A 23,297-nucleotide genomic window follows, 5' to 3' on the forward strand; every position below is an offset into this window, starting at 1 on the left:
AATCAAACGCTTGGCTTTCTTCTCCGCTGCCTCCGAAACCCTGTCTCGGCGTCAGCGGATGCGTACTTTACGGACCAGCGGCCCGCTTGGCAAGTGTTGTTTGTCACTTTTTGCGCATTCGGTCAAAACCGTGCCCGGCAAAAACGACAACGCCCGCGCGGGGCGGGCGTTTCAGCGGCATCAGCAATTCGCGTCAGCCAAGGGTGACGCGGGCATACCGCTTCTTGCCAGCCTGAATCACGTAACTCTTGCCGGTTTCGAGCATGGTGTCCTTGGCGACGACCTCGCCATCCACCTTGACCCGCCCGTTGCCGAGCATGTCCTTGGCCTGGGCGCTGTTGTTGGTCAGATTGGCGCGATTGAGCACGGCGGCAATCGGCGCCTGCGCCGCGCCTTCGAAATCGACCTCTACTTCCGGCAAGTCCTCGGGCAGCTCACCTTCCGCCAGTCGGTTGCCCACGGCCTTGTGCGCATTGGCGGCCGCTTCTTCCCCGTGATAGCGGGCGATCAGCTCCCGCGCCAATAGCATCTTGATGTCGCGCGGGTTGGCGCCTTGCTCGATATCCTGGCGGATCGCCTCGACCTCCTCGTTGGACTTCAGCGACAGCAGTTCGAAGTAGCGCCACATCAGGCTGTCCGGCATCGACACCAGTTTGTTGAACATCACGCCTGGCGTGTCGTCGACACCGATGTAATTGTTCAGCGACTTGGACATCTTCTGCACGCCATCCAGCCCTTCGAGCAGCGGCATGGTGATGACCACCTGCGGCTCCTGCCCGAAATGCTTCTGGATTTCACGGCCCATCAGCAGGTTGAACTTCTGATCGGTGCCGCCCAGCTCGATGTCTGCCTTCAGCGCGACCGAGTCGTACCCCTGCACCAGCGGATAGAGAAACTCGTGAATCGAGATCGACTGACCGCCGCGATAGCGCTTTTCGAAGTCGTCGCGTTCCAGCATACGCGCCACGGTGGATTGCGCGGCGAGCTCGATCATGTCGGCCGCCGACATCTCGCTGAACCATTCGGCGTTGAAGCGCACTTCGGTCTTGTCGGGATCGAGAATCTTGAAGACCTGCTCGCGATAGGTCTGGGCGTTGGTCTTGACCTCTTCCTCGGTGAGCGGCTTGCGGGTGACGTTCTTGCCGGTGGGATCGCCGATCCGGCCGGTGAAGTCGCCGATCAGGAAGATCACCTCGTGGCCAAGGTCCTGGAACTGGCGCATCTTGGTCAACAGTACGCTATGCCCCAGGTGCAGATCCGGGGCCGTGGGGTCGAAGCCAGCCTTGATACGGAGCTTGCGACCGGATTCGAGCTTTTTCACCAGCTCATCTTCGATCAGAATCTCCTGCGTGCCGCGCTTGATCAGCGCCAGCGCTTCATCGACCTCGGCCATCGTATCCGTCTCCATTACCAACGCTATCGAGCTTGAAAGGCGGCAATCTTAGCATGAGTCTCTGATATTCGTTGAGCCACACCGGACCGTGCCGCGACGTCAGGTCACCGCTTCACGCCACTGCTTCACAACGACGAGGAAGAGCTTCATGTCACTGTTCGTGGGTTTGATGTCCGGCACCAGCCTGGATGGCATCGATGCGGCATTGGTAGAGATCGATGACGAGAGCGACCAACGCCCGCGATTGATCGACGCCTTGTGTCTACCGCTGGCCGCCGAACTCAGGACGGCGCTGCTCGAGTTGACCCAGGCATCGCAGGTGAGCTTCGCCGCCCTGGGAGCAGCGGAGAGTGCGTTCTGCGACCATCAGGCCGAAGCCGTGCGTCAGCTGCTGCAGCGCCACGGCCTGACACCCGATGCCATCACGGCCATCGGCAGCCACGGCCAGACCATCGAGCACGCCCCCTACGCAGATGCCCCCTTTACCTACCAGCTCGACAATCCCAGTCGCCTGGCCGAATTGACCGGTTGCCGGGTCGTTGCCGATTTCCGCCGCCGCGACATGGCGGCCGGCGGCCAGGCGGCGCCGCTCGCGCCAATCTTTCATCAGGCACTGTTTACCGACACCGTCCGTACCCGGCTGATCCTCAACCTGGGTGGCATCGCCAATCTGACGCGGTTGGGTCCTTCGGGCGCATCGCTGCCGGTCATCGGCTTCGACACGGGGCCGGCCAACCTGCTGATCGACGCCTGGCACGCCCGGCATCGAGGCGGCCCGATCGACGAAGACGGCAACTGGGCCGCCAGCGGCAACGTCGACCGCCATCTGCTCGAGCGCCTGCTGGACGAGCCGTATTTCACCGCCACACCGCCCAAGAGCACCGGGCGGGAGCTGTTTCATCTCGGCTGGGTGGAAACACGGCTATCCGGGCACGAAGCGGTGGCCGACGTCCAGGCCACGCTGGCCGAGCTGACCGCCGTCAGCGTCGCGCAGGCCGCGCACCCCTTTATCGAGCCCGATCGCACGGATCTGATCGTCTGCGGCGGCGGCGCGCGCAACCGCCATCTGATGCAGCGTCTGGCGATACATCTTCCCGGCGTCTCGATAGGCCAGTGCGATGCGTTCGGCTGGTCGGCCGACTGGCTGGAAGCCGGCGCTTTCGCGTGGCTGGCCTGGCGACGGATACAACGCCTGCCAGGCAATCTGCCGGAGGTTACCGGTGCCAGCGGCCCACGCGTTCTGGGCGGCATCTACGCGCCCTGAGCCGGTAGCGCGTGGGAAGAGACCGGACGCTACTGATCGTCGACCAGTGAAAATCGTGTGCCATCGTCCCCTCGATCCCCGAGAAGATGGCGCTCGCCATACTTGATCAGCATGCGCAGGTCATTGGCCGAATCGGCATGGGCCAGCGCCAGCCCCTCACTGATATCCCCGCGCCGATAGAGTTCATAGAGCGCCTGGTCGAAGGTCTGCATGCCCAGCTCGCGGGAGCGCCGCATCAGGTCCTTCAACTCCCCCACCTCACCGCGCCGGATCAATTCGCTGATCAAGGGGGACTTGAGCAGAACCTCGGTCGCCAAGCAGCGCCCGGAGCCGTCTTGACGCGGCAGCAGCCGCTGAGCGACCACAGCGCGCAGGTTGAGCGAAAGGTCCATCCCGATCTGCTCCTGCCGGGACGGCGGGAACAGACTGAGAATGCGCTCGATCGTCTGGTCGGCGTTGTTGGCATGGAAAGTGGCCAGACAGAGATGCCCGGTTTCGGCAAAGCTGAGCGCCAGCTCCATGGTATCGCGGCTTCTGATCTCGCCGATCACGATCACGTCGGGAGCCTGGCGCAGGGCGTTCTTCAGCGCGACTTCGTAGGACTCGGTATCGATACCCACTTCCCGCTGATTGATGATGCCACGCTGGTGCGGGTGCATGTATTCGATGGGATCTTCGATACAGATGATATGGCCGCCGACCGTCCGATTGCGGTGCTGGATCATCGACGCCAGCGTCGTCGACTTGCCGCTGCCGGTCCCGCCGACCACCAGCACCAGCCCGCGTCGAATGGAAGCCAGCGTTCCCGTCACTTCCGGCAGCCCCAGCGATTCGAGATCGGGAATATCGAAAGCGATCCGCCGAACGACCATTGCCGGCTGGCTGCGCTGGAAGAAGGCGCTGACGCGAAAACGCCCCTTGCCGCTCAGGCTCAGAGCGAAATTGGCCTCATGCTCCGTCTCGAACGCCTCCCGACGCCCCTGGGGCAGGGCGATGGCGACCAGCTCACGTACCTGATCCGGTTGCAGCGGCACATCGCCCAGCGCCACCAGCTTGCCATCCAGTTTCAGACACGGAGGCGCACCGGTAGAGATCAGCAGGTCCGAAGCCTGCTTGGCCAGCATGATGTCGAGGAGTTGTTCAAACCATTGAGAGGGGGTCATGTCATGTCCTGATACCGGCTTCCGGGGCACGAACTCATTGATCGAGCCCGGCACGCGATTTGGCATGGGCTTCCTGGCGCGTCACCACACCATCCGTCACCAATCGGGACAGCGCCGCATCCAGTGTCTGCATGCCCAGGCCGCCGCCCGTCTGAATCGCCGAATACATCTGTGCGACCTTGCCTTCCCGAATCAGATTGCGGATCGCCGAGGTGGCCACGAGAATCTCGTGGGCCGCGACACGGCCACCGCCCTCGCGCTTGAGCAACGTCTGCGAGATCACCGCTTGCAGAGATTCCGACAGCATCGAACGCACCATGCCCTTCTCGTCGCCGGGGAAGACATCGATGATCCGGTCGATGGTCTTGGCCGCCGAGGTGGTATGCAGGGTGCCGAACACCAGATGCCCGGTCTCGGCCGCCGTCAATGCAAGCCGAATGGTTTCCAGATCTCGCAGCTCGCCCACCAGGATGACGTCCGGATCCTCGCGCAGCGCCGACCGTAGCGCTGGCGCGAAGCCTTTGGTATCGCGATGCACCTCTCGCTGGTTGATCAGGCAGCGCTTGCTCTCGTGCACGAATTCGATCGGGTCCTCGATCGTGAGGATGTGTTCCTGGCGATTGCTGTTGATGTAGTCGATCATCGCCGCCAGCGTCGTCGACTTGCCGCTGCCGGTCGGTCCCGTCACCAGTACCAGGCCGCGCGGCAGCATCGACAACCGGCGGAAGACATCCCCCAGGCCGAGATCGTCGAGCGTCATGACATTGCTGGGAATGGTACGGAAGACCGCGCCGGCGCCGCGCCCTTGCGTGAACGCATTGACACGAAAACGCGATACACCGGTGACTTCGAAAGAAAAGTCGGTTTCCAGCGCGGCTTCGAAGTCGCGGCGCTGTCGATCATTCATGACGTCGTAGATCAGACGACGCACCTGGCCGTCGTCGAGCGCCGGCACGTTGAGACGACGCATGTCACCGTCGACCCGTATCATGGGAGGCAATCCCGCCGAAAGGTGCAGGTCGGAGGCGCCTTGCTTTGCCGAGAACGCCAGCAGTTCGGTAATATCCATGGGTTTTTATTCGATCCCCTGCGTAAGGTCTTCATACAGTATGCCAGAAGCCTCGGTGTCCGAGTCTCTCTCAAGCGCCCGCGAGCGCCTTCGAGCTGCGCTGTCCGCGGCCGATCGCCCGAACGACGCCGCCCGCCTGCTTGCTGTCAGCAAAACCAAACCTGCAGACATGCTGCGTCAGGCCTATATGGCCGGTCAACGCGCCTTCGGCGAGAACTATCTGCAGGAAGCGCTGGAAAAACAGCAGGCGCTGGCCGATCTCGACGACATCGAATGGCATTTCATCGGCGCATTGCAATCCAACAAGACTCGCGACGTGGCCGAGCATTTCAGCTGGGTGCATGGGGTCGACCGCGAGAAGATCGCGCGCCGCCTTTCCGAGCAGCGCCCTGCCGAACTGGGGGCCATCAATGTCTGTCTGCAGCTCAACGTCAGCGGCGAATCGAGCAAGTCGGGCGTCGACCTCGCTGCCCTGCCGGCACTCGCCGAGTCGCTGCTGTCGCTGCCCAACCTGCGCCTGCGCGGGCTGATGGCACTGCCTGCGCCCAGCGACGATCCGCAGCAGCAGCGTCACGCTTTTCGCCAGGTCGCCAGCGCGCTGGCCGAGTTGCAGCAGCGCTTCCCCGACGCGCCCCTGGACACGCTTTCGATGGGCATGAGCAACGATCTGGAAGCCGCCATCCTGGAGGGCGCCACCATCGTTCGCCTGGGTACCGCCATCTTCGGCAGCCGCCCCCCTTTCAGAAGCTGACGGTATCGATGCCCGCCTCTTCTTAGACCGACATGACTACTCTCAAGGATCTGCCATGACCGACTCGCCCCAGCCCAGCCGTATCGCCTTCATCGGCGCCGGCAATATGGCCAGCGCCATCTTCGGCGGCATGCTCGACAGCGGTTATCCCGCCGAGGCCATCGTCGCCACGTCGCGTAGTCAGGAAAAGCGCGACGCCATCAGTCAGCGCTACGGCATCCGCACGATGCAGGACAATCTGGCCGCGATCGAAGAGGCCGATGTCGTGGTGCTGGCGGTCAAGCCGCAGATGATGCGCGACCTCTGCCTGTCGCTACGCGAATCCGTCCAGGCGCGTCGCCCGCTCATCGTCTCGGTGGCGGCCGGGCTCGACGCCGCGACGCTGGATCGCTGGCTGGGCGGCGGCCTGGCCCTGATCCGCTGCATGCCCAACACGCCCTCGCTGGTCGGTGCGGGCGCCAGCGGCCTTTACGCCAACGATCGGGTCAGCGATGCTCAGCGCCGACTCGCCACCGAACTGCTGGAATCGGTAGGCCTGGTCGAATGGGTCGAGCAGGAAGCTCAGATCGAAGCCGTCACCGCCATTTCCGGCAGCGGCCCGGCCTACTTCTTCCTGTTCATGGAATCGCTGGAAGCAGCCGGCGTCGAACTGGGCCTGTCCGCCGAGAGCGCTCGCCGGCTGGCGTTGCAGACCGCCTTCGGCGCCGCCAAGATGGCGCGGGAGAGCGAATTCGATCCCGCCGAACTGCGCCGACGCGTCACATCCCCCAACGGCACCACCGAGCGTGCGATCCAGGCATTCGAGGAAGCGGGCCTGGCGGATATCGTGGGTCGCGCCACTCGAGCCTGCGCCGAACGCGCCCGCGAGCTGTCGCGTGAGCTGGCGGACAAGTAACTAGGAGAAAGTCATGGGCAGTAACCTCGGAAGCGCCGGCCTGATGCTGGTCAACACGCTGGTCAACATCTATCTGTTTGTGCTGATGCTGCGCTTTTTGCTGCAATTTTCGCAGGCGGACTACTACAACCCCATGAGCCAGGGGATCGTCAAGGCAACGCAGCCGGTCGTCGCGCCGGTCCAGAGGATTCTGCGTCCCGTCGGCCGTATCGATATCGCCACGCTGTTCGTCGGTTTTCTGCTCAAGGTCATCGTGATCATCGCCGTCTTCCAGATCGCCGGCTTCGGCATGCCCCCGCTTCAGGGCCTGCTGCTGGCGGGGATCGCCGGCGTGCTCAACGCGATTCTCAAGATCTACTTCTTCGCGCTGATCATCATGATCATCCTGAGCTGGGTGGCACCGCGCGCCAACCATCCGGGCGCGCTGCTGGTCATGCAGATCGTCGAGCCGATCATGGCGCCGGTGCGCCGCGTGATTCCGCCGCTGGGCATGATCGACCTGTCGCCGATCGTGGTGTTCATCGCCATCAATCTGCTCGACAGCGTCGTCGTAGGCTCGCTGGCGCGCGCTGCCGGCCTGCCGGGCGCCCTGGTCGGCTTCTAGCGCTCGCCCGCCGTTACCGCCGTCAGCGATACACTCGGCAATGATCCGGCCAGATACGTCCGGGTCATTGCCGGATCGCAGCTGGCGGCGTGCGGACGCACCGATAGCTATCGATCGTGAGTCCTGACCGTGAGTCCTGGTTGAACCTGGAGACTATTCCGTTTCATGTCCGCTTCCTTCCCCGCCGACTCCGTCGGTCTGGTCACACCGCAGATCGCCGCGTTCGAGTCGCCGCTGGCCCTGGCCTGCGGCAAGACGCTCGAACGCTTCGAGCTGGTCTACGAGACCTACGGCACACTCAATGCCGACCGCAGCAATGCGGTTCTGATCTGTCATGCGCTCTCCGGCCACCATCATGCGGCGGGATACCACACCATCGACGAGCGCAAACCCGGCTGGTGGGACGCCTATATCGGCCCCGGCAAGGTGATCGACACCGATCGCTTCTTCGTCGTCTCGCTCAACAACCTGGGCGGCTGCCACGGCAGCACCGGCCCCGCCAGCATCAACCCGCAGACCGGCCACCAATGGGGGCCCACGTTTCCGGTCATGACAGTGGCAGACTGGGTCCACAGCCAGGCGCGCCTGGCCGACCGGCTCGGCGTCGAGCGCTTCGCTGCGGTCGTCGGCGGCAGTCTGGGCGGCATGCAGGCGCTGCAATGGACGATCGCCTACCCGGAGCGCGTCGCCAACGCCGCGGTCATCGCGGCCACGCCAAGGCTGTCGGCGCAGAACATCGCCTTCAACGAAGTGGCGCGACAGGCGATCCGTTCGGACCCGGATTTCCATGACGGCTGGTATGCGGACCACGATGCGATTCCCAAGCTCGGCCTGAAACTGGCCAGGATGATCGGCCATATCACCTATCTGTCGGAACATTCGATGGGGTCGCGGTTCGGCCGCGACCTGCGCAGCGATCAGCTGAATTTCGGTTACGACGTGGAGTTCCAGGTGGAGTCCTACCTGCGTCATCAGGGCGATACCTTTTCGACCCGCTTCGATGCCAACACTTATCTGCTGATGACCAAGGCGCTGGATTACTTCGACCCTGCCGGGCAGCACGATGGCGACCTGGCGGCAGCGCTGGCGCCGGCGACGTGCCCGTTCCTGGTCGTCAGCTTCACCACCGACTGGCGCTTCGCGCCGGCGCGCTCGCGGGAACTGGTCAACGCCCTGCTACGAGCGGGCAAGGCGGTCAGCTACGTCAATGTGGACTCGCCCCACGGCCATGATGCGTTCCTGCTACCCAACGACCAGTACGAAGCGGTTTTCGGCAGCTACATGCGGCGCATCCACGCCGACATCACCGGGGAGACAGCCTGATGCGTGCGGATCTTCAACTGATCTACGACTGGGTTCCCAGCAACGCTCACGTTCTCGACCTGGGGTGCGGTGACGGCACGCTGCTGGCGGCGCTGGCTCGTCATAAGAACGTCACCGGCTATGGGCTGGAGATCGACCCCGACGGCATCGCCGCCTGCCTGGGCAAGGGCGTCAGCGTGCTCGAACAGAACCTCGATGACGGCCTGGGCAACTTCGTCGACGATGCCTGCGATCTGGTGATCATGACCCAGGCGCTACAGGTACTGCGTCGACCGGACACCATGCTCGACCAGATGCTGCGGGTCGCCCCGGAGTGCATCATCGCCTTCCCCAACTTCGCCTACTGGAAGCATCGTCTGCACCTGACCTTCCGCGGTCGCATGCCGGTTTCGCGCTCCTTGCCGCACGCCTGGTACGACACGCCCAACATCCACCTGTCGACGTTTCAGGACTTCGCCAGTCTGTGCCGCGACAAGGGCGTCACCATCGTCGACGAAGCGGTCGGCAGCGCCGACCACGAGGGCCACTGGACATCGCGGCTCTGGCCCAATCTGTTCGGCGAAACGGCGATCTTCCGTGTCCGCCGCGGACTTTAGCGCGATTCGACCTCGCTCCCGGGCCAGCATCGCTCCAGGTCCACGTTCAACCGGCGGTCCAGCGTCATCGCGCCGGGTCGCCCTTCGGCCCATGTCACCCGGCAGCCATAAGCCAGCACCTCCACCCCGCGGGCGGCCACCGCTCGCAGCGCTTGCGCATAGGCCGGATCGAGATGCGCCGCCGGTGCCACATCGTCGATGCCCGTGTGTGCCGCGCAGAACAGCAGGACGCCACGGTGCCCCTGGTCGACCAGTTCGGCGAGCACCTCGAGATGACGCCGGCCCCGCTCGCTGATCGAGTCGGGGAAATAGCCATGGCCGTCGTTCTCCTTGAGCGTGACCTGCTTGACCTCGACGAAAGTGTCGCGCGCATTCGCATCCCGCAGCCGGAAATCGAGCCTGGCACCCTCGACGCCGACCTCCCGCTTGAGCTCGTCAAAGCCCGCCAGCTCCGGAATGATCTCGTCGTGCAGCGCTTCTTCCACTAGCGCATTGGTCCGCCCCGTATGTACCGACGCCCACTCGACGCCGCCCTTGCCATCGGGCAGCTCGATCAATTCCCAGGTCCAGCCCAGCTTGCGGGCAGGATTGGTGCTCTCGGAAAGCCATACGCGACAGCCCGGCACGTTGACGGCTCGCATGGAGCCCGTATTGGGGCAGTGCGCCACGACCTCCTCGCGCCCCTCCTCGAGTTCGATATCGGCCAGGAATCGCTTGTAGCGTCGCAACAGGACGCCAGGGACGAGAGCGGGATAGCGCATACGGTGTCGATCCAGAAAGCATGGGGCTCGGAAGAGCCGGTTCATCAAGAGGGCGGGGCGCTGCCGGCGCATACCGGAGAGCACGGCTCGACTCCCGAATTTCCGGCCGGGGATGAGAAAAATAAAGCGTCCATTTGGTTGCAAATTGGCCGCTTTTTCGCTAAATAAGCATGGCTTCGGGCAGTAGCAGACGCTGCCCCGGCCGATTCTCGGCCAGATCAAACGCGTCACGACACTTGCGTAACGAGGCAGCCCCCATGCCAGTAGCGGAAAAGAAAACGGAAGCGCCTAGCCAATTCACCCCGTACCAGCCGGCGCCGGGTGAAGAGTATATGAATGAAAAGCAACTTGCGCATTTCCGTGAGATCCTCCTGGGCTGGAAACAGGATCTGATGGAAGAGGTCGACCGTACGGTTCGCCACTTGCAGGAAGAGGCCAACAACTTCGCCGACCCTGCCGATCGCGCCACGCAGGAAGAGGGGTTCAGCCTGGAACTGCGTACCCGTGATCGCGAACGCAAGCTGCTCAAGAAGATCAACGAAACGATCGAGAAGATCGACGAAGACGATTACGGTTTCTGCGAAGCCTGTGGCGTCGAGATCGGCATCCGCCGTCTCGAAGCGCGCCCCACCGCCACCCTATGCGTCGACTGCAAGACTCTGGCCGAGCTCAAGGAGAAGCAGCTCGGCGGCTGAGCAGCCGTTCCGGACGCAGTCCCATACGACGGGCACCCTCATCGGTGCCCGTTTTGTTTTTTCCCTTCTGGATATCGATTGCCGCTGACATCCATGATCTCCCCCCAACGCTACATCGGACGCTTCGCTCCCACGCCCTCGGGGCCACTGCACCTGGGTTCGCTGGTCGCCGCCCTGGGTAGCTGGCTCGACGCCCGGGCTGTCGGCGGCCGCTGGCTGCTGCGAATCGAGGACATCGATCCGCCACGCTGCCCGCCCGGCACCGACGACATCATTCGCCGCCAACTGGAAGCATTCGGCCTGACGTGGGACGGCGAAGTCCGCTACCAGAGCGATCGTGGCGAGGCGTACCAGGCGGTGCTGGATCGGCTGGTCGCCGACGGCATGGCGTATCCGTGTGGCTGTTCGCGCCGGGAGTGGCAGGATTACGGCCACTATCCGGGCTGGTGTCGCCAGGGTCCACGGCATCCCGAACGCCCGCAGGCCTGGCGACTGCGCACCGACAAGGGCATTCAACCGGTGATCTGGCAGGACCGGCTGTTCGGCTACCAGTGCCACGACCCGACGCTTCAGGGCGACGTGGTCATCAAGCGCAAGGATGGCCTCTGGGCCTATCAGCTCGCCGTGGTGGTCGATGATGCGGACCAAGGCATTACCGATATCGTTCGCGGCTACGATCTGCTCGACAACACTCCCTGGCAGCGTCAGCTTCAGGCGGCACTGGCGTATCCGGAACCACGATACCTGCATCTGCCGCTGATTCTGGGAGAGGACGGCCAGAAACTCTCCAAGCAGAATCTTGCGACCGCCATCCCCCATCAGCCCGAGCTTGCCCCTCCGCTGCTTCACCGGGCGCTACAGCTGCTGGACCAGCAGCCGCCATCCGAGCTGCGCGAGGCGCCGGTTTCCCGGCAACTGGCACATGCCTGCCAACACTGGGCGCCCGAGAAACTGTCAGCAAGGCCGACCCGCGACTATCGCTGATCCAGGCGGCTTTTCATGTCTCCATCGCAACCGACGTCCTCGCTCCAGACCGCTGAAAGCCACTTCACCCTTCGATTGAAGACTATTGTCTAAGCGAAAATCGCGCCGTTTTGCGCCACCCTGTCGCCATTGCGCCGTGGAGGGGGATGCACCACAAATAGGCATGTTCGGTCTCGGATGCTCTCTCATGAATCATCGGGCCCGCCATGACCCGGCTCACCCCATGGCATTGGCACAACCGGATAAATACAAGTTATTGATCTCAACAAGAAAAATACGGAGTGGCACGGCGAGTGCAGTAACTAAGACAAGAAAAACAACAGCGGATAACGATCGGCCCCAACAACGACAACCGTCGATCGAGATTCCCGAAGTGCCCATAACAACGACAACATGGCACTCGAACTAGGAAGGCAGATCGCCACTGGCTCAACAACAACAAGATCAGCCAGGTGCGAACGAGAACACGAACAACAACAATCGTTCTCGAGCCGACGCAAAATCAGGACGCGACGCTCTTCATCGACGGGGCAACAACAACAAGCCTCCCCGTGATCCGAAGACTTCTCGGAACAACAACAAGAACCGAGAAAGGGCATTGCCTGTCGTGGTTGGATTATTGTTTTGAATACGAGGTGGTCGCTACACAGCAAGGCTGACAACGACAAGCCAGTGACTGCACTATCGTTCAGCGACTGTGGTGCGTATTCAAGGCGATGCGCCATCACGAACAAGAAGAAGCGGCATGGACGTTGCGAAGTATCTTAAGGGGAGGCCCATCGGGCCTCCCCTTTTACTATCTACTATCGTCCGTTCCGTGGCGACCTACTGCCGCCTGCTCCATGACCACCTTGGCGACGCAAAGCCGGCAGCCTGGGCAAAGACGCGGACCTCGCTGCCTTTGCAAGCCTTCCGGGCTCCGCTACACTGGAGTTTTGCTACCTTGCGAGTCGATTTCGCCGCATGTTCAAAGGATTTTCCCGTTTTCTCCAGCGTCCCGGTGAACGTTTGAAGACGCTCTTCGGCCCGGAATCCGCGTCAGCGACCGAAGACACTACGCCCACCCGACAAGTCCTGCCTCGCGACGAACACAATGTCTCGCGCCAGAACCTCAGCGAGAGCGCGCTCAAGGTGCTTTATCGGCTCAACGGCGCCGGTTACGACGCCTACCTGGTCGGCGGCTGCATTCGCGACTCGCTGCTCGGCAACCGCCCCAAGGATTTCGACGTCGCCACCAATGCCACGCCGGACGAAGTGCGCCAGCTGTTTCGCAACTCGCGCATCATCGGCCGGCGGTTTCGTATCGTACATGTGCGTTTCGGCCGCGAAGTCATCGAAGTCACCACCTTCCGCGGCCGCCACGGCGAAGAGCATACCGGCAACCTTAGCCAGCAGTCGGATGAAGGCCTGCTGCTACGCGACAACGTCTGGGGTAGCGTCGAAGAGGACGCGATTCGTCGCGACTTCACCGTCAATGCGCTCTATTACAGCGTCACCGACTTTGCCATTCACGACTGGACCGGCGGCCTTCAGGATCTGGAAGACCGCGTACTCCGGCTGATCGGTGACCCGGAGACGCGCTACCGCGAAGATCCGGTACGCATGCTGCGAGCCGCGCGCTTTGCCGCCAAGCTCGATTTCCGCATTGCCGAAGAGACCGAAGCGCCGATTCGCGAGCTGGCGCCGCTGCTTTTGCAGATCCCCCCGGCAAGATTGTTCGAGGAAGTGCTCAAGCTGTTCCTCTCCGGCCATGCGGTGCAGAGTTTCCGGGTGCTGCGCGAACACGGCCTGTTCGCCATGCTGTTCCCGGAAAGCGACGAGGTTCTCGAAGAGCATCCCTGGGCGGTCAAGCTCATCGAGCAGGCGCTGGCCAATACCGATGCCCGTATCGCTCAGGAGCGCCCGGTAACACCCGCCTTCCTGTTCGGCGCCCTGCTGTGGCCCTGCGTACAGCAACGCACCCTGCGTGTCGCCCACGAGCAGGACCTGCCGGCAGTCCCGGCCCAACAGGCCGCCGCGCAACAGGTCATCAGCCGCCAGTTGCAGCACACCTCGATACCCAAGCGCTTCAGCATGCCGATGCGCGATATCTGGGATCTTCAGCAGCAGCTGCCCCGCCGCCGGGGCCGTCGAGTCTTCCAGACGCTGGAGCATCCCCGCTTCCGCGCCGCTTACGACTTCCTGCTGCTGCGAGAGGAAGCCGGCGAACTGGCGCCGGGGCTCGGTGAATGGTGGACCGAGTTCCAGCAGGCCGACGAAGAGGGTCAGCGCCAGCTGCTGACGAATACCGATGGCGGCAATCCGGCCGGACCAACGCCCAAGCCGCGCCGACGCCGTCCGCGCAAACGCCGGCGTCCGACCAACAAGCCGACACCACCGACGCTGGATGATTGAGCGCGAGCATCATGCCCTGGCCTACATCGGCCTGGGCAGCAACCTCGAAGCGCCACGGGATCAGCTCGAGCGGGCGCTCTCGGCCCTGGCGTCGCTGCCCTTGAGCGAATGCGTCGCGCACTCCTCCCTTTACGCCAGCGCCCCCATCGGTCCTCAGGATCAGCCGGACTTCATCAACGCCGTTGCCGCCATCCGTACCCGGCTTTCACCGCTGGCGCTGCTCGATCAGCTCCAGGCGCTCGAACAACGTCATCGACGGATACGCGAGCGCCACTGGGGGCCGCGTACGCTGGACCTGGATCTCCTCTGGTACGCGGGCCTACAGCAAAACACGCCACGCCTGACGCTTCCTCACCCCGAAATGTCGCGTCGCCGGTTCGTGCTCGAGCCTCTCGCCGAAATCGCCCCGACGCTATCTCTCGATGGCGAAACGCCGCTGGCGCTTGCCGCACGCCTCACGGACCAGACGCTGAGTCGATTGCACGACTGACCCCATCGTCATGGGCCTCACGTGCCGCCAACGTCGTGTTGCGTCTTGTCGACAACCCATTACACTCTGCTCCGCATTGCCATTGCGGGGGCGTCATGTCGCCGTCCATCCCTACCACTGCGACATGGACGCTTTGTCCGCGAGCGGGACTAGTCTTCCTTGGGAGTAGAGAGCATGAAGCGCGTTACCCTCGATACGCTGCGCGACTGCAAGGCTCGTGGTGAAGCCTTCAGTTGCCTGACCGCCTATGACGCCACCCTGGCACGCTGTGCCGATACCGCCGGGATCGATGTACTGCTGGTCGGCGATTCGCTGGGCATGGTGCTGCAAGGCCATGCCAGTACCCTGCCGGTGACGCTCGAGGACATTCGTTATCACACCGCCTGCGTGGCGCGGGGCAAGCAGCGAAGCCTTTTGATGGTCGACCTGCCGTTCATGAGCAACGCCAGTATCGGCCAGTTGCTGCGTGATGCCGGCGAACTGATGCGCGCCGGCGCCGAGTTGATCAAGATCGAGGGCGAGGCGTGGATGGCCGACGGCATTCGCGAACTCTCCCGTCGCGGCGTGCCGGTCTGCGCCCATCTCGGCCTGACGCCGCAGAGCGTTCATCAGCTCGGCGGCTTCAAGGTGCAAGGCAAGGCAGCCGACGATGCCGAACGTATCGTCGCGGACGCGCGCCAGCTGGTGGAAGCTGGCGCCGCCGTCATCCTGCTCGAATGCGTGCCCCGGGCCGTGGGGCGTGCAGTGCGCGAGGCCGTCGGCGTGCCCGTCATCGGCATCGGTGCCGGGCCGGACGTCGATGGCCAGATCCTGGTCATGCACGACACCCTGGGGCTCAACAGCGGCTACGTGCCTCGCTTCGTCAAGAACTTCCTGGCGGGCCAGGAGAGCATCGAAGCCGCGTTCCGCGCTTATGACGAAGCGGTCAAGTCCCGCCGTTTCCCGGCCGAGGAGCACTGTTTCTGATGCAGACGCTGCACGATATTGCGCCGCTGCGCGAGCAGCTGCAGGAGCACCGCATGGCGGGGCGATCCGTCGCGCTGGTACCGACCATGGGCAATCTGCACGAAGGCCATCTGACGCTGGTGGACCGGGCACGATCGCTGGCCGATGTCGTGGTCGCCACACTGTTCGTCAATCCGCTACAGTTCGGAGCCGGCGAGGATTTCGGCCAGTACCCGCGCACGCTCGACCGTGACCGCGAGCTGCTGATGGCGCGCGGCTGCGACCTGCTGTTCGCCCCCGCCGTCGAGACGCTCTACCCCAACGGGCTGGAGACGCAGACCCAGGTTCACGTGCCCGATGTCTCCGAGGGGCTTTGCGGCGGCACCCGTATCGGTCACTTCGATGGCGTCGCCACGGTGGTTTCCCTGCTGTTTCATCTCGTCCAGCCCGATATCGCCTGTTTCGGCGAGAAGGACTTCCAGCAGTTAGCGGTGATCCGCAAGCTGGTCGCCGATCTGCACTTCCCGATCGAGATCGTCGGCGTCCCCACCGTTCGTGCCGAAGATGGCCTCGCGCTCTCCTCCCGTAACGGCTATCTCTCCTCTAGCGACCGGGCATTGGCACCGGTCTTCTACCGAACGCTGTCACGCTGTGGCGACGCGCTGGCCCGGGGCCAGTCGCCCGCTGCCGCCCTGGCGGAAGCCGGGCAAGCGCTGCAGGAGGCCGGCTTTCGGCTCGACTACCTGGAGCTCAGGGGGCCGTCGCTGGCGCCGTTCGACGCTGCCAGGCATGACGAAGGCCGGCTGCTGGGCGCGGTCCATCTCGGCTCGACACGCCTGATCGACAACCTCGCCGTCACGCTTCCCTCCCCTGAAGCCGGCACGCGCCATGGCTGACATGCACTGGCGGCCGGCCTTGCCGACGGATCTGACGCCTATCGCCGAATGGGTCGAGTCACCGAAGGCTCTCGAACGCTGGGCCGGACCCGGCCTGTCGTGGCCGACGGACGGCCCCACGCTGTGGCGGGAAATCGACGGCGGCGGCCTGCCTTCGTTCTGCCTCGTCGCGGAACGCGAGCCGGTCGCCTTCGGCCAGCTCGTCATCAAGGGCGAGCGCCACTACCATCTGGCCCGCATCATCGTCTCGCCAGCCCATCGGCGCCGCGGGCTGGGCGAATCACTCTGTCGCCGGCTACTGGCGGAAGCACGGCAGCGTCGCGCCGAGCACGTCACGCTCAATGTCTTCACCGACAACCAGCCCGCGATCGATCTCTATCATCGCCTGGGCTTCGTCGAACAGGGCGCGGTCGATACGCGTGGCATTCAGCCCATGCAGCTGAGACAATTTGTCACGGATGTCGACAATACCGACCTTTAGGGTCTGTTGACGTTTCATGCACGGCCGCACCGGAGCCAGTTTTTGCGCGGAGCAAGACATGAGGAGAGTAGTTTGGCCATTTCAAATGAACGACGAATAACGCAGCACCGTGCAAAAACTGGCCCGGCCCTTCGGGTTGCGCGGCAAATGGCGTCATGCGGCGTTACGGGATTGGAAAAGGGAACCACCCTTCTCTGCATCCCGTATCTGGCCTGGCGCCATTTGGCGCAGCAACGCGGTTCGCGCTGAAGCGTCAACAGACCCTAGCCCCTGCAGCGTTCAGGTGACGCCGCCGGCACGACAGTGAAAGAGACCCGATGAACCAATTGAGACCGGACCCCTTCTCTCCGTATCAGTTCTACACGGCCGAGCAGTGGGCCGAATTTCGCGCCGACACGCCACAGACGCTTTCTGCCGAGGAACTGCAGCGGCTGCGTTCGCTCAACGATCCGATCGATCTGGGCGAAGTCCGGCGGATCTACCTGTCGCTGTCGCGCCTGCTCTCTTCCTACGTCGAAGCCAGCCAGCGGCTCTACGCCCAGCGCAAGCGCTTTCTGGACATCGACGACACTCAGAAGACGCCGTTCATCATCGGCATCGCCGGTTCCGTCGCCGTGGGCAAGTCCACCACGTCGCGCATTCTCAAGGAGCTGCTGGCGCGCTGGCCTTCCAGCCCCAAGGTCGACCTGGTCACGACCGACGGCTTTCTCTACCCCAACGCCGTACTGCGCGACAAGGAACTGATGGCGCGCAAGGGCTTTCCCGAGAGTTACGATATCGGCGCCCTGCTGCGCTTTCTCTCCTGGATCAAGGCGGGGGCCCGCAATGTCCAGGCACCGCTCTATTCGCACCTGACCTATGACGTGCGCGAGCACGAATACCAGACGGTCGACCGCCCCGACATCCTGATCGTCGAGGGGATCAATGTGCTGCAGGTTCGCGATCTCCCGGAAGACGGCAAGATGGTGCCGTTCGTGTCGGACTTCTTCGATTTCTCGATCTATATCGATGCCGAGGAGGACCATATTCACGCCTGGTACCTGGAACGCTTCAAGCTGCTGCGACAGACCGCCTTCCAGAACACCGACTCGTTCTTTCACCGCTACGCCCAGATCGAGGAAGCGGAAGCGCTCGAGATCGCCGAAGGGCTATGGCGGGACATCAACCGTCGCAACCTGCGCGAGAACGTTCTCCCCACGCGCCCCCGCGCCGATCTGATCCTGCGCAAGGGTCGCGATCATCTGGTGGAACAGGTCGCGTTGCGCAAGCTGTAAACGCTTCGATCGAGGGCCGGCTGGCTGCCGCCTCATGGCCGGCCCTATCGAATCGAAACGCCGTTTTGTTATTTTGCGTAAATTCAGCGAACTTTTTTCCTTCTTATCCTTCCCATAGTGCGTCTTGGGAGTTCATGGCAAGGATGAGTAGGGATGCTGATTTCGGTACAGGCGCTACGAGCTCTGGCGGCGTGGATCGTCGTGTTTCACCACTTCATGCAGGTGTTTTTCGGCTTCGAGGCCGACAACTGGGTCGAGTACCTGTTCTCCACCCGCGGTCAGGTGGGTGTGGATATCTTCTTCGTCATCAGCGGTTTCGTCATCTACGTCTCGAGTCGCGGCAAACGGCTGACGATGCCGCAGTTTCTGCTGCATCGCGTCGTCCGCATCGTTCCCGCCTACTGGCTCTATACTGCCATTACCGCGCTGGTCATCTACTTCGCCAGCGACGTCATGCCCGAGTATGGCCTGGGCCTGAAGCAGTTGCTGCTGTCGCTGTTCTTCATCCCGACGGAAAACCCCGCCGGCTACGGCTACTACCCCATTCTGCCGGTGGGCTGGACGCTCAATTTCGAGATGCTGTTCTATGTCGTCTTCGCCGCCTCGCTGGTACTCAAGCGCCAATGGCGGCTGTGGGCCGTGGTGCTGGCCATCGTGGTCATCAACACGCTATTCGCGCATCAACCGTTCATCAGCAACTTCTATACCGATCCGATCATCTTCCAGTTCCTGCTCGGGCTGGGGATCGGCGCCGTCTACTCGCGCTACGGCATTCCCGGCGGGCGCTGGTGGCCGATCGCGCTGGCGCTCGCCAGCACCGCGACGATTCTCTGCTACAACGATCCTGCCGGGGCTACGCGGTTCTTCGCCTGGGGCCTGCCGAGCGCACTGCTGGTGATCGCCTTCATCGGGCTGGAATCCCGCATCGGTGACAACCGCATCTTCAAGGTGATGGGAGACTGGTCCTACTCGACGTACCTGCTGCACGTGATCGTGCTGTGGTCGGGCAACTACGTGCTGACCGAACAGTTCGGGCTCAGCCCCTATCTGGCGCTGGCAATCTGTCTGCCCGTCATCGCGATCTGTTCCTGGCTGAGCTACGAGTTCGTGGAGAAGGCATTCTCGCGACAGCTCAAGCGTCATCTGCCCACGTTACGTCCTCGAACCGTTACGGCATGAGCGCAGCATAAAAAAACGCCCGGCCTGCGTGATGCAGGCCGGGCGTTTCGGTTAGCGCCGAAGAATTACTCTTCGATCGCGAGCGACGCTTCGAAGGCAGCCTTCTCTTCCGGCGTGATCTCCTTGATCGACAGCTTCACGCGATTGCGGTTGTCGATATCGAGCACCTTGACGGTCACTTCCTGGCCTTCGCTCAGATACTCCTTCACGTCATTGACGCGCTCCGGCACGATCTGGGAGATGTGCACCAGACCGTCGGTACCCGGCATGAAGTTGACGAAGGCACCGAAGTCGGCCAGACGCACCACCTTGCCGCGGTAGAGCTTGCCGATTTCGGCTTCGGCGGTGATCCCGAGCACAGTGTCGATGGCGCGCTTGGCCGCGGCACGGTCTTCGGCGTAGATGCGCACGGTGCCGTCGTCGTCGATATCGATCGAGGCGCCGGTCTCTTCGCAGATACCACGAATCGTTGCACCGCCCTTGCCGATGACGTCGCGAATCTTGTCCGGCGAGATCTTGATCGTCTGCATCGCCGGCGCGTGGTCGGAAACCTCGCTACGGCTCTGTGCGATCACGGCATTCATCTTGTCGAGGATCTCGATACGAGCCTGGTGCGCCTGCTGCAGCGCCGTCTCCATGATCTCTTCGTTGATGCCTTCGATCTTGATGTCCATCTGCAGCGCGGTCACGCCGTTGGCGGAACCGGCCACCTTGAAGTCCATGTCGCCGAGATGATCTTCGTCGCCCAGGATATCGGTCAGCACGGCGAAGCCATCGTCGTCCTTGACCAGGCCCATGGCGATACCGGCCACCGGCGCCTTGATCGGCACACCGGCATCCATCAGCGCCAGCGAGGAGCCGCACACGGAAGCCATCGAGCTGGAACCGTTGGACTCGGTGATCTCGGAGACGACACGAATGGTGTAGGGGAAGTCCGCTTCGCTCGGCAGCATCGCCTGGATACCGCGGCGGGCCAGACGGCCATGGCCGATCTCGCGACGCTTGGGACCGCCCATGAAGCCGGCTTCGCCCACGCTGTACGGCGGGAAGTTGTAGTGCAGCAGGAAGCGATCCTTGCGCTCGCCTTCCAGCGACTCGATCAACTGGGCATCGCGCAGCGTACCCAGCGTGGCAACGACGATGGCCTGGGTTTCGCCGCGGGTGAACAGCGCCGAACCGTGGGTCCGCGGCAGCACGCCGACGTTGATGTCCAGCGGGCGCACGGTCTTGTGATCGCGACCGTCGATACGCGGCTCGCCGGCGATGACGCGACGACGCACGGTGTGCTTCTCGAGGCTGGCCAGCGCACCGCTGACTTCATCGGCGCTGAACTGCGGCGCGTCGCCACTGGCCAGCTGCTCGATCGCCTTGGCGCGAATCTCGGCCAGCGCATCCTGGCGCGCCATCTTGTCGGTGATGCGATAGGCCTCGCCCACGGCGGACGCGAAGCTGCCGGCGACGGCTTCCTTGAGCGCCACGTTGGTGGCGGCCGGCTGCCAGTCCCACTTCGGCTTGCCGGCTTCACCGACCAGAGACTTGATCGCGTCGATCGCGACCTGCATTTCCTGATGCGCGTAGAGCACCGCGCCCAGCATCTCGTCTTCGGTCAACTCCTGGGCTTCGGACTCGACCATCAGCACGGCCTTGTCGGTACCCGCCACGACCATGTTGAGTTCGGAAGTGTCCAGTTCCTCGACCGTGGGGTTGAGGAAATAGCCACGTGATTCCGTGAAGCCGACACGCGCCGCACCGATGGGACCGCTGAACGGCAGGCCGGAGATCGCCAGCGCCGCGGAGGTGCCGACCATCGCGGCGATGTCGGGGTCCTGGTTACGATCGGCGGAGAGTACGGTGCAGATGACCTGCACTTCGTTCATGAAACCTTTCGGAAACAGCGGGCGGATCGGCCGGTCGATCAGACGCGAGGTCAGCGTCTCTTTCTCGGTCGGACGCCCTTCGCGCTTGAAGAAGCCACCCGGGATCTTGCCCACGGAGTAGGTCTTCTCCTGGTAGTGCACGGAGAGCGGGAAGAAATCCTGGCCGGGCTTGAGATCCTTGCGGCCGACCACGGTACACAACACCACAGTGTCGTCCATGGTGACCAGCACAGCGCCGGTGGCTTGGCGCGCAACGCGCCCGGTTTCTAGGGTGACGGTACTCGAACCGTACTGGAACGTGGTCTGAACCGGATTCACGGGCTTTCCTTGACTTGTCGAATTCATTGGGGTCGTTTGACTCGGCGCTCATTCTAGGCGTTCGTGAAGGATAGAGCTACCAGTGGCCAATCTTGGTCTCCTGTCGGCCGGTGCCGGGAAGCGCCGTCTACAAACGCAAGAACCTCTGCCCTGAGGGCAGAGGTTCTTGTTCTGGGCGACCGGGCCATCGACGACGGCCCGGCCTCGCCGGCGACGACTTACGCTTCGCGCTTGCCGTCAACCAGGCGCCGCAGTTTCAGCGGGTTGTCATGCTTGATCGCTTCCGGCAGCAGCGCGTCCGGCAGATCCTGATAGCAGACCGGGCGCAGGAAGCGGAAGATCGCCGCGGTGCCCACGGACGTGGTGCGCGAATCGGAAGTCGCCGGGAACGGCCCGCCGTGAACCATGGCATCGCACACTTCCACCCCGGTCGGCCAGCCGTTGACCATGATACGGCCCGCCTTGCGCTCGAGGATCGGCAGCAGTGCCCTGGCGGCATCCAGATCGGCATCGTCCATCTGCAGCGTGGCGGTCAACTGGCCTTCCAGATGCTCGGCCACCTGCTTGAGTTCGGCCGCGTCGGCGCATTCCACGACCAGCGACGTCGAACCGAAGACTTCTTCCTGCAGCGCATCGCTGCTCAGGAAGTCCTGGGCGGAAGCCAGGAACAGGCCGGTCTGGCACTGGTTGGGGCCTTCGCCCTTCTGGCCGCGCGCCACTTCCTTCGCCTTGCCACTGCCTGCCAGGGTACTGACGCCATTTTCGTAGGCATCGAAGATACCCGGCGTGAGCATGGTCTGCGCAGCGCTGCCCTTGACCGCCTCGCTGGCAGCGTTGACGAAGGCATCAAGCTCCGGCCCCTTGATCGCGATCACCAGCCCGGGATTGGTGCAGAACTGGCCGGCGCCCATGTTGAGCGAAGCGACGAACGCCTTGCCCATCTCCTCGCCCCGCGCCTTCAGCGCTGCCGGCAGCGGGAAGACCGGATTGATGGAGCTCATTTCGGCGTAGAACGGAATCGGCTCGGGACGCGACTGCGCCGCCTTCCACAGCGCCAGGCCGCCACTGCGCGAACCGGTGAAGCCGGCCGCCTTGATACGCGGATCGGTGACCAGCGCGGTGCCGACTTCGCGACCGGAGCCGTACATCAGCGAGAACACGCCTTCCGGCAGGCCGCACTTCTTGACCGCCGCCTGAATGGCGCGACCCACCAGCTCGCTGGTGCCCGGATGCGCGCCGTGCGCCTTGACGATCACCGGGCAGCCGGCGGCCAGCGCCGATGCGGTATCGCCACCGGCGACGGAGAACGCCAGCGGGAAGTTGCTGGCACCGAACACCACGACCGGGCCCAGCGCGATGTGGCGCTGACGCAGGTCGACCCGCGGCATCGGCTGGCGGTCCGGCAGCGCCGGGTCGATACGGACATCGAGCCACTCGCCGGCGCGCACGGTCTTGGCGAACAGGCGCAACTGACCGCAGGTACGGCCCCGCTCGCCCTGGATACGACCCTGCGGCAGGCCGGACTCGGCCACGGCACGCTCGATCAGGTCATCACCGATCGCTTCGATCTCGTCGGCAACGGTTTCCAGAAACGTGGCGCGCTCCTCCAGCGAGGTTTCGCGATAGCTGTCGAAGGCGCTCCACGCCAGTTCGCAGGCGCGATCGACTTCGGTCTGAGTGCCACCGGGATAGCTCGGATCCAAGCGCTCGTTGGTCGCCGGATTGATCGCCTGGATCGGATCGCGACTACCCTTGACGGCCTGCTGACCGATCAGCATTTCACCTGTCAGATTCATGTTGCCTCCTGCAGTGATGGTGGATACTCATTCATCTTCCGGCATTAGGCCGGATGCAACTTGTCTTTCACCCGCTTTGGCATCGTGTCTCGACATCGTGACCGAGCGGGATCGTTCCCGCCGGGCAATCCTGACTACATGCGTCCACC

At 63.5% G+C, this 23,297-nt stretch carries 21 protein-coding genes; 15 read left to right on the forward strand and 6 right to left on the reverse strand.

Annotated features, from left to right (window positions below; translation table 11 throughout):
* Positions 1-193 precede the first annotated feature (193 nt).
* Positions 194-1,393 carry a tyrosine--tRNA ligase gene (gene tyrS / locus BC443_RS13260; RefSeq protein WP_071232488.1) on the reverse strand — a complete coding sequence of 400 codons (1,200 nt, stop codon included), beginning with the start codon at positions 1,391-1,393 and terminating at the stop codon, positions 194-196.
* A 148-nt stretch (positions 1,394-1,541) separates the two neighbouring features.
* Here tyrS and BC443_RS13265 point away from each other — a divergent pair, with 148 nt between their 5' ends.
* The gene (locus BC443_RS13265; protein ID WP_071232314.1) at positions 1,542-2,657 is read left to right on the forward strand and encodes an anhydro-N-acetylmuramic acid kinase; all 1,116 of its coding nucleotides are present in this window, start codon (positions 1,542-1,544) and stop codon (positions 2,655-2,657) included.
* Between the two features lie 29 nt (positions 2,658-2,686).
* On the opposite strand, the gene BC443_RS13270 is transcribed toward BC443_RS13265, so the two are convergent.
* Both BC443_RS13270 and BC443_RS13275 read right to left on the reverse strand, forming a co-directional pair.
* The gene (locus BC443_RS13270) at positions 2,687-3,820 is read right to left on the reverse strand and encodes a PilT/PilU family type 4a pilus ATPase (RefSeq protein WP_071232315.1); all 1,134 of its coding nucleotides are present in this window, start codon (positions 3,818-3,820) and stop codon (positions 2,687-2,689) included.
* A 34-nt stretch (positions 3,821-3,854) separates the two neighbouring features.
* The gene (locus tag BC443_RS13275; protein WP_071232316.1) at positions 3,855-4,889 is read right to left on the reverse strand and encodes a type IV pilus twitching motility protein PilT; all 1,035 of its coding nucleotides are present in this window, start codon (positions 4,887-4,889) and stop codon (positions 3,855-3,857) included.
* Between the two features lie 40 nt (positions 4,890-4,929).
* Here BC443_RS13275 and BC443_RS13280 point away from each other — a divergent pair, with 40 nt between their 5' ends.
* The 5 genes from BC443_RS13280 (at position 4,930) to metW (ending at position 9,058) form a co-directional block, all read left to right on the forward strand.
* Positions 4,930-5,640, forward strand: a complete 711-nt coding sequence (locus tag BC443_RS13280; RefSeq protein WP_071232317.1) for a YggS family pyridoxal phosphate-dependent enzyme — start codon at positions 4,930-4,932, stop codon at positions 5,638-5,640.
* Positions 5,641-5,695: 55 nt separating this feature from the next.
* Positions 5,696-6,535 (forward strand): pyrroline-5-carboxylate reductase, encoded by an 840-nt coding sequence (gene proC, locus BC443_RS13285; RefSeq protein ID WP_071232318.1) that lies wholly within the window; start codon positions 5,696-5,698, stop codon positions 6,533-6,535.
* A 13-nt stretch (positions 6,536-6,548) separates the two neighbouring features.
* Entirely contained in the window at positions 6,549-7,139 is a 591-nt protein-coding gene (locus BC443_RS13290; protein WP_071232319.1) for a YggT family protein, read from the forward strand.
* A 165-nt stretch (positions 7,140-7,304) separates the two neighbouring features.
* Positions 7,305-8,462, forward strand: a complete 1,158-nt coding sequence (locus BC443_RS13295; protein WP_071232320.1) for a homoserine O-acetyltransferase — start codon at positions 7,305-7,307, stop codon at positions 8,460-8,462.
* Entirely contained in the window at positions 8,462-9,058 is a 597-nt protein-coding gene (gene metW / locus BC443_RS13300; protein ID WP_071232321.1) for a methionine biosynthesis protein MetW, read from the forward strand. Before BC443_RS13295 ends, metW begins: the two co-directional genes overlap by 1 nt.
* Here the strand turns inward: metW and sfsA are convergent.
* Positions 9,055-9,819: a DNA/RNA nuclease SfsA gene (gene sfsA / locus BC443_RS13305; protein ID WP_071232322.1), complete on the reverse strand. Its 765-nt coding sequence runs from the start codon at positions 9,817-9,819 to the stop codon at positions 9,055-9,057. The genes metW and sfsA overlap by 4 nt on opposite strands.
* 257 nt (positions 9,820-10,076) lie before the next feature.
* Here sfsA and dksA point away from each other — a divergent pair, with 257 nt between their 5' ends.
* The 9 genes from dksA (at position 10,077) to BC443_RS13350 (ending at position 19,157) form a co-directional block, all read left to right on the forward strand.
* On the forward strand, positions 10,077-10,514 hold the full coding sequence (dksA, locus tag BC443_RS13310; protein ID WP_071232323.1) for an RNA polymerase-binding protein DksA: 438 nt from the start codon (positions 10,077-10,079) through the stop codon (positions 10,512-10,514).
* Positions 10,515-10,607: 93 nt separating this feature from the next.
* The gene (gene gluQRS, locus BC443_RS13315; RefSeq protein ID WP_071232489.1) at positions 10,608-11,498 is read left to right on the forward strand and encodes a tRNA glutamyl-Q(34) synthetase GluQRS; all 891 of its coding nucleotides are present in this window, start codon (positions 10,608-10,610) and stop codon (positions 11,496-11,498) included.
* 963 nt (positions 11,499-12,461) lie between these two features.
* Complete coding sequence (pcnB, locus tag BC443_RS13320; protein ID WP_071232324.1) at positions 12,462-13,892, forward strand: polynucleotide adenylyltransferase PcnB; 1,431 nt, start codon at positions 12,462-12,464, stop codon at positions 13,890-13,892.
* Positions 13,885-14,382 carry a 2-amino-4-hydroxy-6-hydroxymethyldihydropteridine diphosphokinase gene (gene folK, locus BC443_RS13325; RefSeq protein WP_071232325.1) on the forward strand — a complete coding sequence of 166 codons (498 nt, stop codon included), beginning with the start codon at positions 13,885-13,887 and terminating at the stop codon, positions 14,380-14,382. The genes pcnB and folK overlap by 8 nt, the downstream gene beginning before the upstream one ends.
* 174 nt (positions 14,383-14,556) lie before the next feature.
* Positions 14,557-15,348 (forward strand): 3-methyl-2-oxobutanoate hydroxymethyltransferase, encoded by a 792-nt coding sequence (gene panB / locus BC443_RS13330; RefSeq protein WP_071232326.1) that lies wholly within the window; start codon positions 14,557-14,559, stop codon positions 15,346-15,348.
* Positions 15,348-16,223 carry a pantoate--beta-alanine ligase gene (gene panC / locus BC443_RS13335; protein WP_071232327.1) on the forward strand — a complete coding sequence of 292 codons (876 nt, stop codon included), beginning with the start codon at positions 15,348-15,350 and terminating at the stop codon, positions 16,221-16,223. Before panB ends, panC begins: the two co-directional genes overlap by 1 nt.
* Positions 16,216-16,704 (forward strand): GNAT family N-acetyltransferase, encoded by a 489-nt coding sequence (locus BC443_RS13340; RefSeq protein ID WP_083387400.1) that lies wholly within the window; start codon positions 16,216-16,218, stop codon positions 16,702-16,704. Before panC ends, BC443_RS13340 begins: the two co-directional genes overlap by 8 nt.
* Positions 16,705-17,021: 317 nt before the next feature.
* Complete coding sequence (gene coaA, locus BC443_RS13345; protein ID WP_071232329.1) at positions 17,022-17,978, forward strand: type I pantothenate kinase; 957 nt, start codon at positions 17,022-17,024, stop codon at positions 17,976-17,978.
* Between the two features lie 153 nt (positions 17,979-18,131).
* Complete coding sequence (locus BC443_RS13350) at positions 18,132-19,157, forward strand: acyltransferase (protein WP_071232330.1); 1,026 nt, start codon at positions 18,132-18,134, stop codon at positions 19,155-19,157.
* A 65-nt stretch (positions 19,158-19,222) separates the two neighbouring features.
* Here BC443_RS13350 and pnp read toward each other — a convergent pair whose 3' ends face one another.
* A complete protein-coding gene (gene pnp / locus BC443_RS13355) occupies positions 19,223-21,352 on the reverse strand; it encodes a polyribonucleotide nucleotidyltransferase (RefSeq protein ID WP_071232331.1) in 2,130 nt (709 codons plus the stop codon).
* A gap of 218 nt (positions 21,353-21,570) precedes the next feature.
* Complete coding sequence (locus BC443_RS13360) at positions 21,571-23,148, reverse strand: aldehyde dehydrogenase (NADP(+)) (protein ID WP_071232332.1); 1,578 nt, start codon at positions 23,146-23,148, stop codon at positions 21,571-21,573.
* Positions 23,149-23,297 lie beyond the last annotated feature (149 nt).

The organism is Salinicola sp. MIT1003, from assembly GCF_001858555.1.
GTDB classification, from domain to species: Bacteria; Pseudomonadota; Gammaproteobacteria; order Pseudomonadales; family Halomonadaceae; genus Salinicola; species Salinicola salarius.

What these genes read in the sequence shown, in the direction of transcription:
- sfsA (WP_071232322.1), bottom strand. Translation starts at nt 9,819, where the DNA reads ATGCGCTATCCCGCTCTCGTCCCTGGCGTCCTGTTGCGACGCTACAAG.
- coaA (WP_071232329.1), top strand. Translation starts at nt 17,022, where the DNA reads ATGAACCAATTGAGACCGGACCCCTTCTCTCCGTATCAGTTCTACACG.
- BC443_RS13290 (WP_071232319.1), top strand. Translation starts at nt 6,549, where the DNA reads ATGGGCAGTAACCTCGGAAGCGCCGGCCTGATGCTGGTCAACACGCTG.
- dksA (WP_071232323.1), top strand. Translation starts at nt 10,077, where the DNA reads ATGCCAGTAGCGGAAAAGAAAACGGAAGCGCCTAGCCAATTCACCCCG.
- BC443_RS13275 (WP_071232316.1), bottom strand. Translation starts at nt 4,889, where the DNA reads ATGGATATTACCGAACTGCTGGCGTTCTCGGCAAAGCAAGGCGCCTCC.
- gluQRS (WP_071232489.1), top strand. Translation starts at nt 10,608, where the DNA reads ATGATCTCCCCCCAACGCTACATCGGACGCTTCGCTCCCACGCCCTCG.
- BC443_RS13350 (WP_071232330.1), top strand. Translation starts at nt 18,132, where the DNA reads ATGCTGATTTCGGTACAGGCGCTACGAGCTCTGGCGGCGTGGATCGTC.
- BC443_RS13295 (WP_071232320.1), top strand. Translation starts at nt 7,305, where the DNA reads ATGTCCGCTTCCTTCCCCGCCGACTCCGTCGGTCTGGTCACACCGCAG.
- pcnB (WP_071232324.1), top strand. Translation starts at nt 12,462, where the DNA reads ATGTTCAAAGGATTTTCCCGTTTTCTCCAGCGTCCCGGTGAACGTTTG.
- BC443_RS13270 (WP_071232315.1), bottom strand. Translation starts at nt 3,820, where the DNA reads ATGACCCCCTCTCAATGGTTTGAACAACTCCTCGACATCATGCTGGCC.
- BC443_RS13265 (WP_071232314.1), top strand. Translation starts at nt 1,542, where the DNA reads ATGTCACTGTTCGTGGGTTTGATGTCCGGCACCAGCCTGGATGGCATC.
- panC (WP_071232327.1), top strand. Translation starts at nt 15,348, where the DNA reads ATGCAGACGCTGCACGATATTGCGCCGCTGCGCGAGCAGCTGCAGGAG.
- BC443_RS13280 (WP_071232317.1), top strand. Translation starts at nt 4,930, where the DNA reads ATGCCAGAAGCCTCGGTGTCCGAGTCTCTCTCAAGCGCCCGCGAGCGC.
- metW (WP_071232321.1), top strand. Translation starts at nt 8,462, where the DNA reads ATGCGTGCGGATCTTCAACTGATCTACGACTGGGTTCCCAGCAACGCT.
- panB (WP_071232326.1), top strand. Translation starts at nt 14,557, where the DNA reads ATGAAGCGCGTTACCCTCGATACGCTGCGCGACTGCAAGGCTCGTGGT.
- BC443_RS13340 (WP_083387400.1), top strand. Translation starts at nt 16,216, where the DNA reads ATGGCTGACATGCACTGGCGGCCGGCCTTGCCGACGGATCTGACGCCT.
- BC443_RS13360 (WP_071232332.1), bottom strand. Translation starts at nt 23,148, where the DNA reads ATGAATCTGACAGGTGAAATGCTGATCGGTCAGCAGGCCGTCAAGGGT.
- folK (WP_071232325.1), top strand. Translation starts at nt 13,885, where the DNA reads ATGATTGAGCGCGAGCATCATGCCCTGGCCTACATCGGCCTGGGCAGC.
- proC (WP_071232318.1), top strand. Translation starts at nt 5,696, where the DNA reads ATGACCGACTCGCCCCAGCCCAGCCGTATCGCCTTCATCGGCGCCGGC.
- tyrS (WP_071232488.1), bottom strand. Translation starts at nt 1,393, where the DNA reads ATGGCCGAGGTCGATGAAGCGCTGGCGCTGATCAAGCGCGGCACGCAG.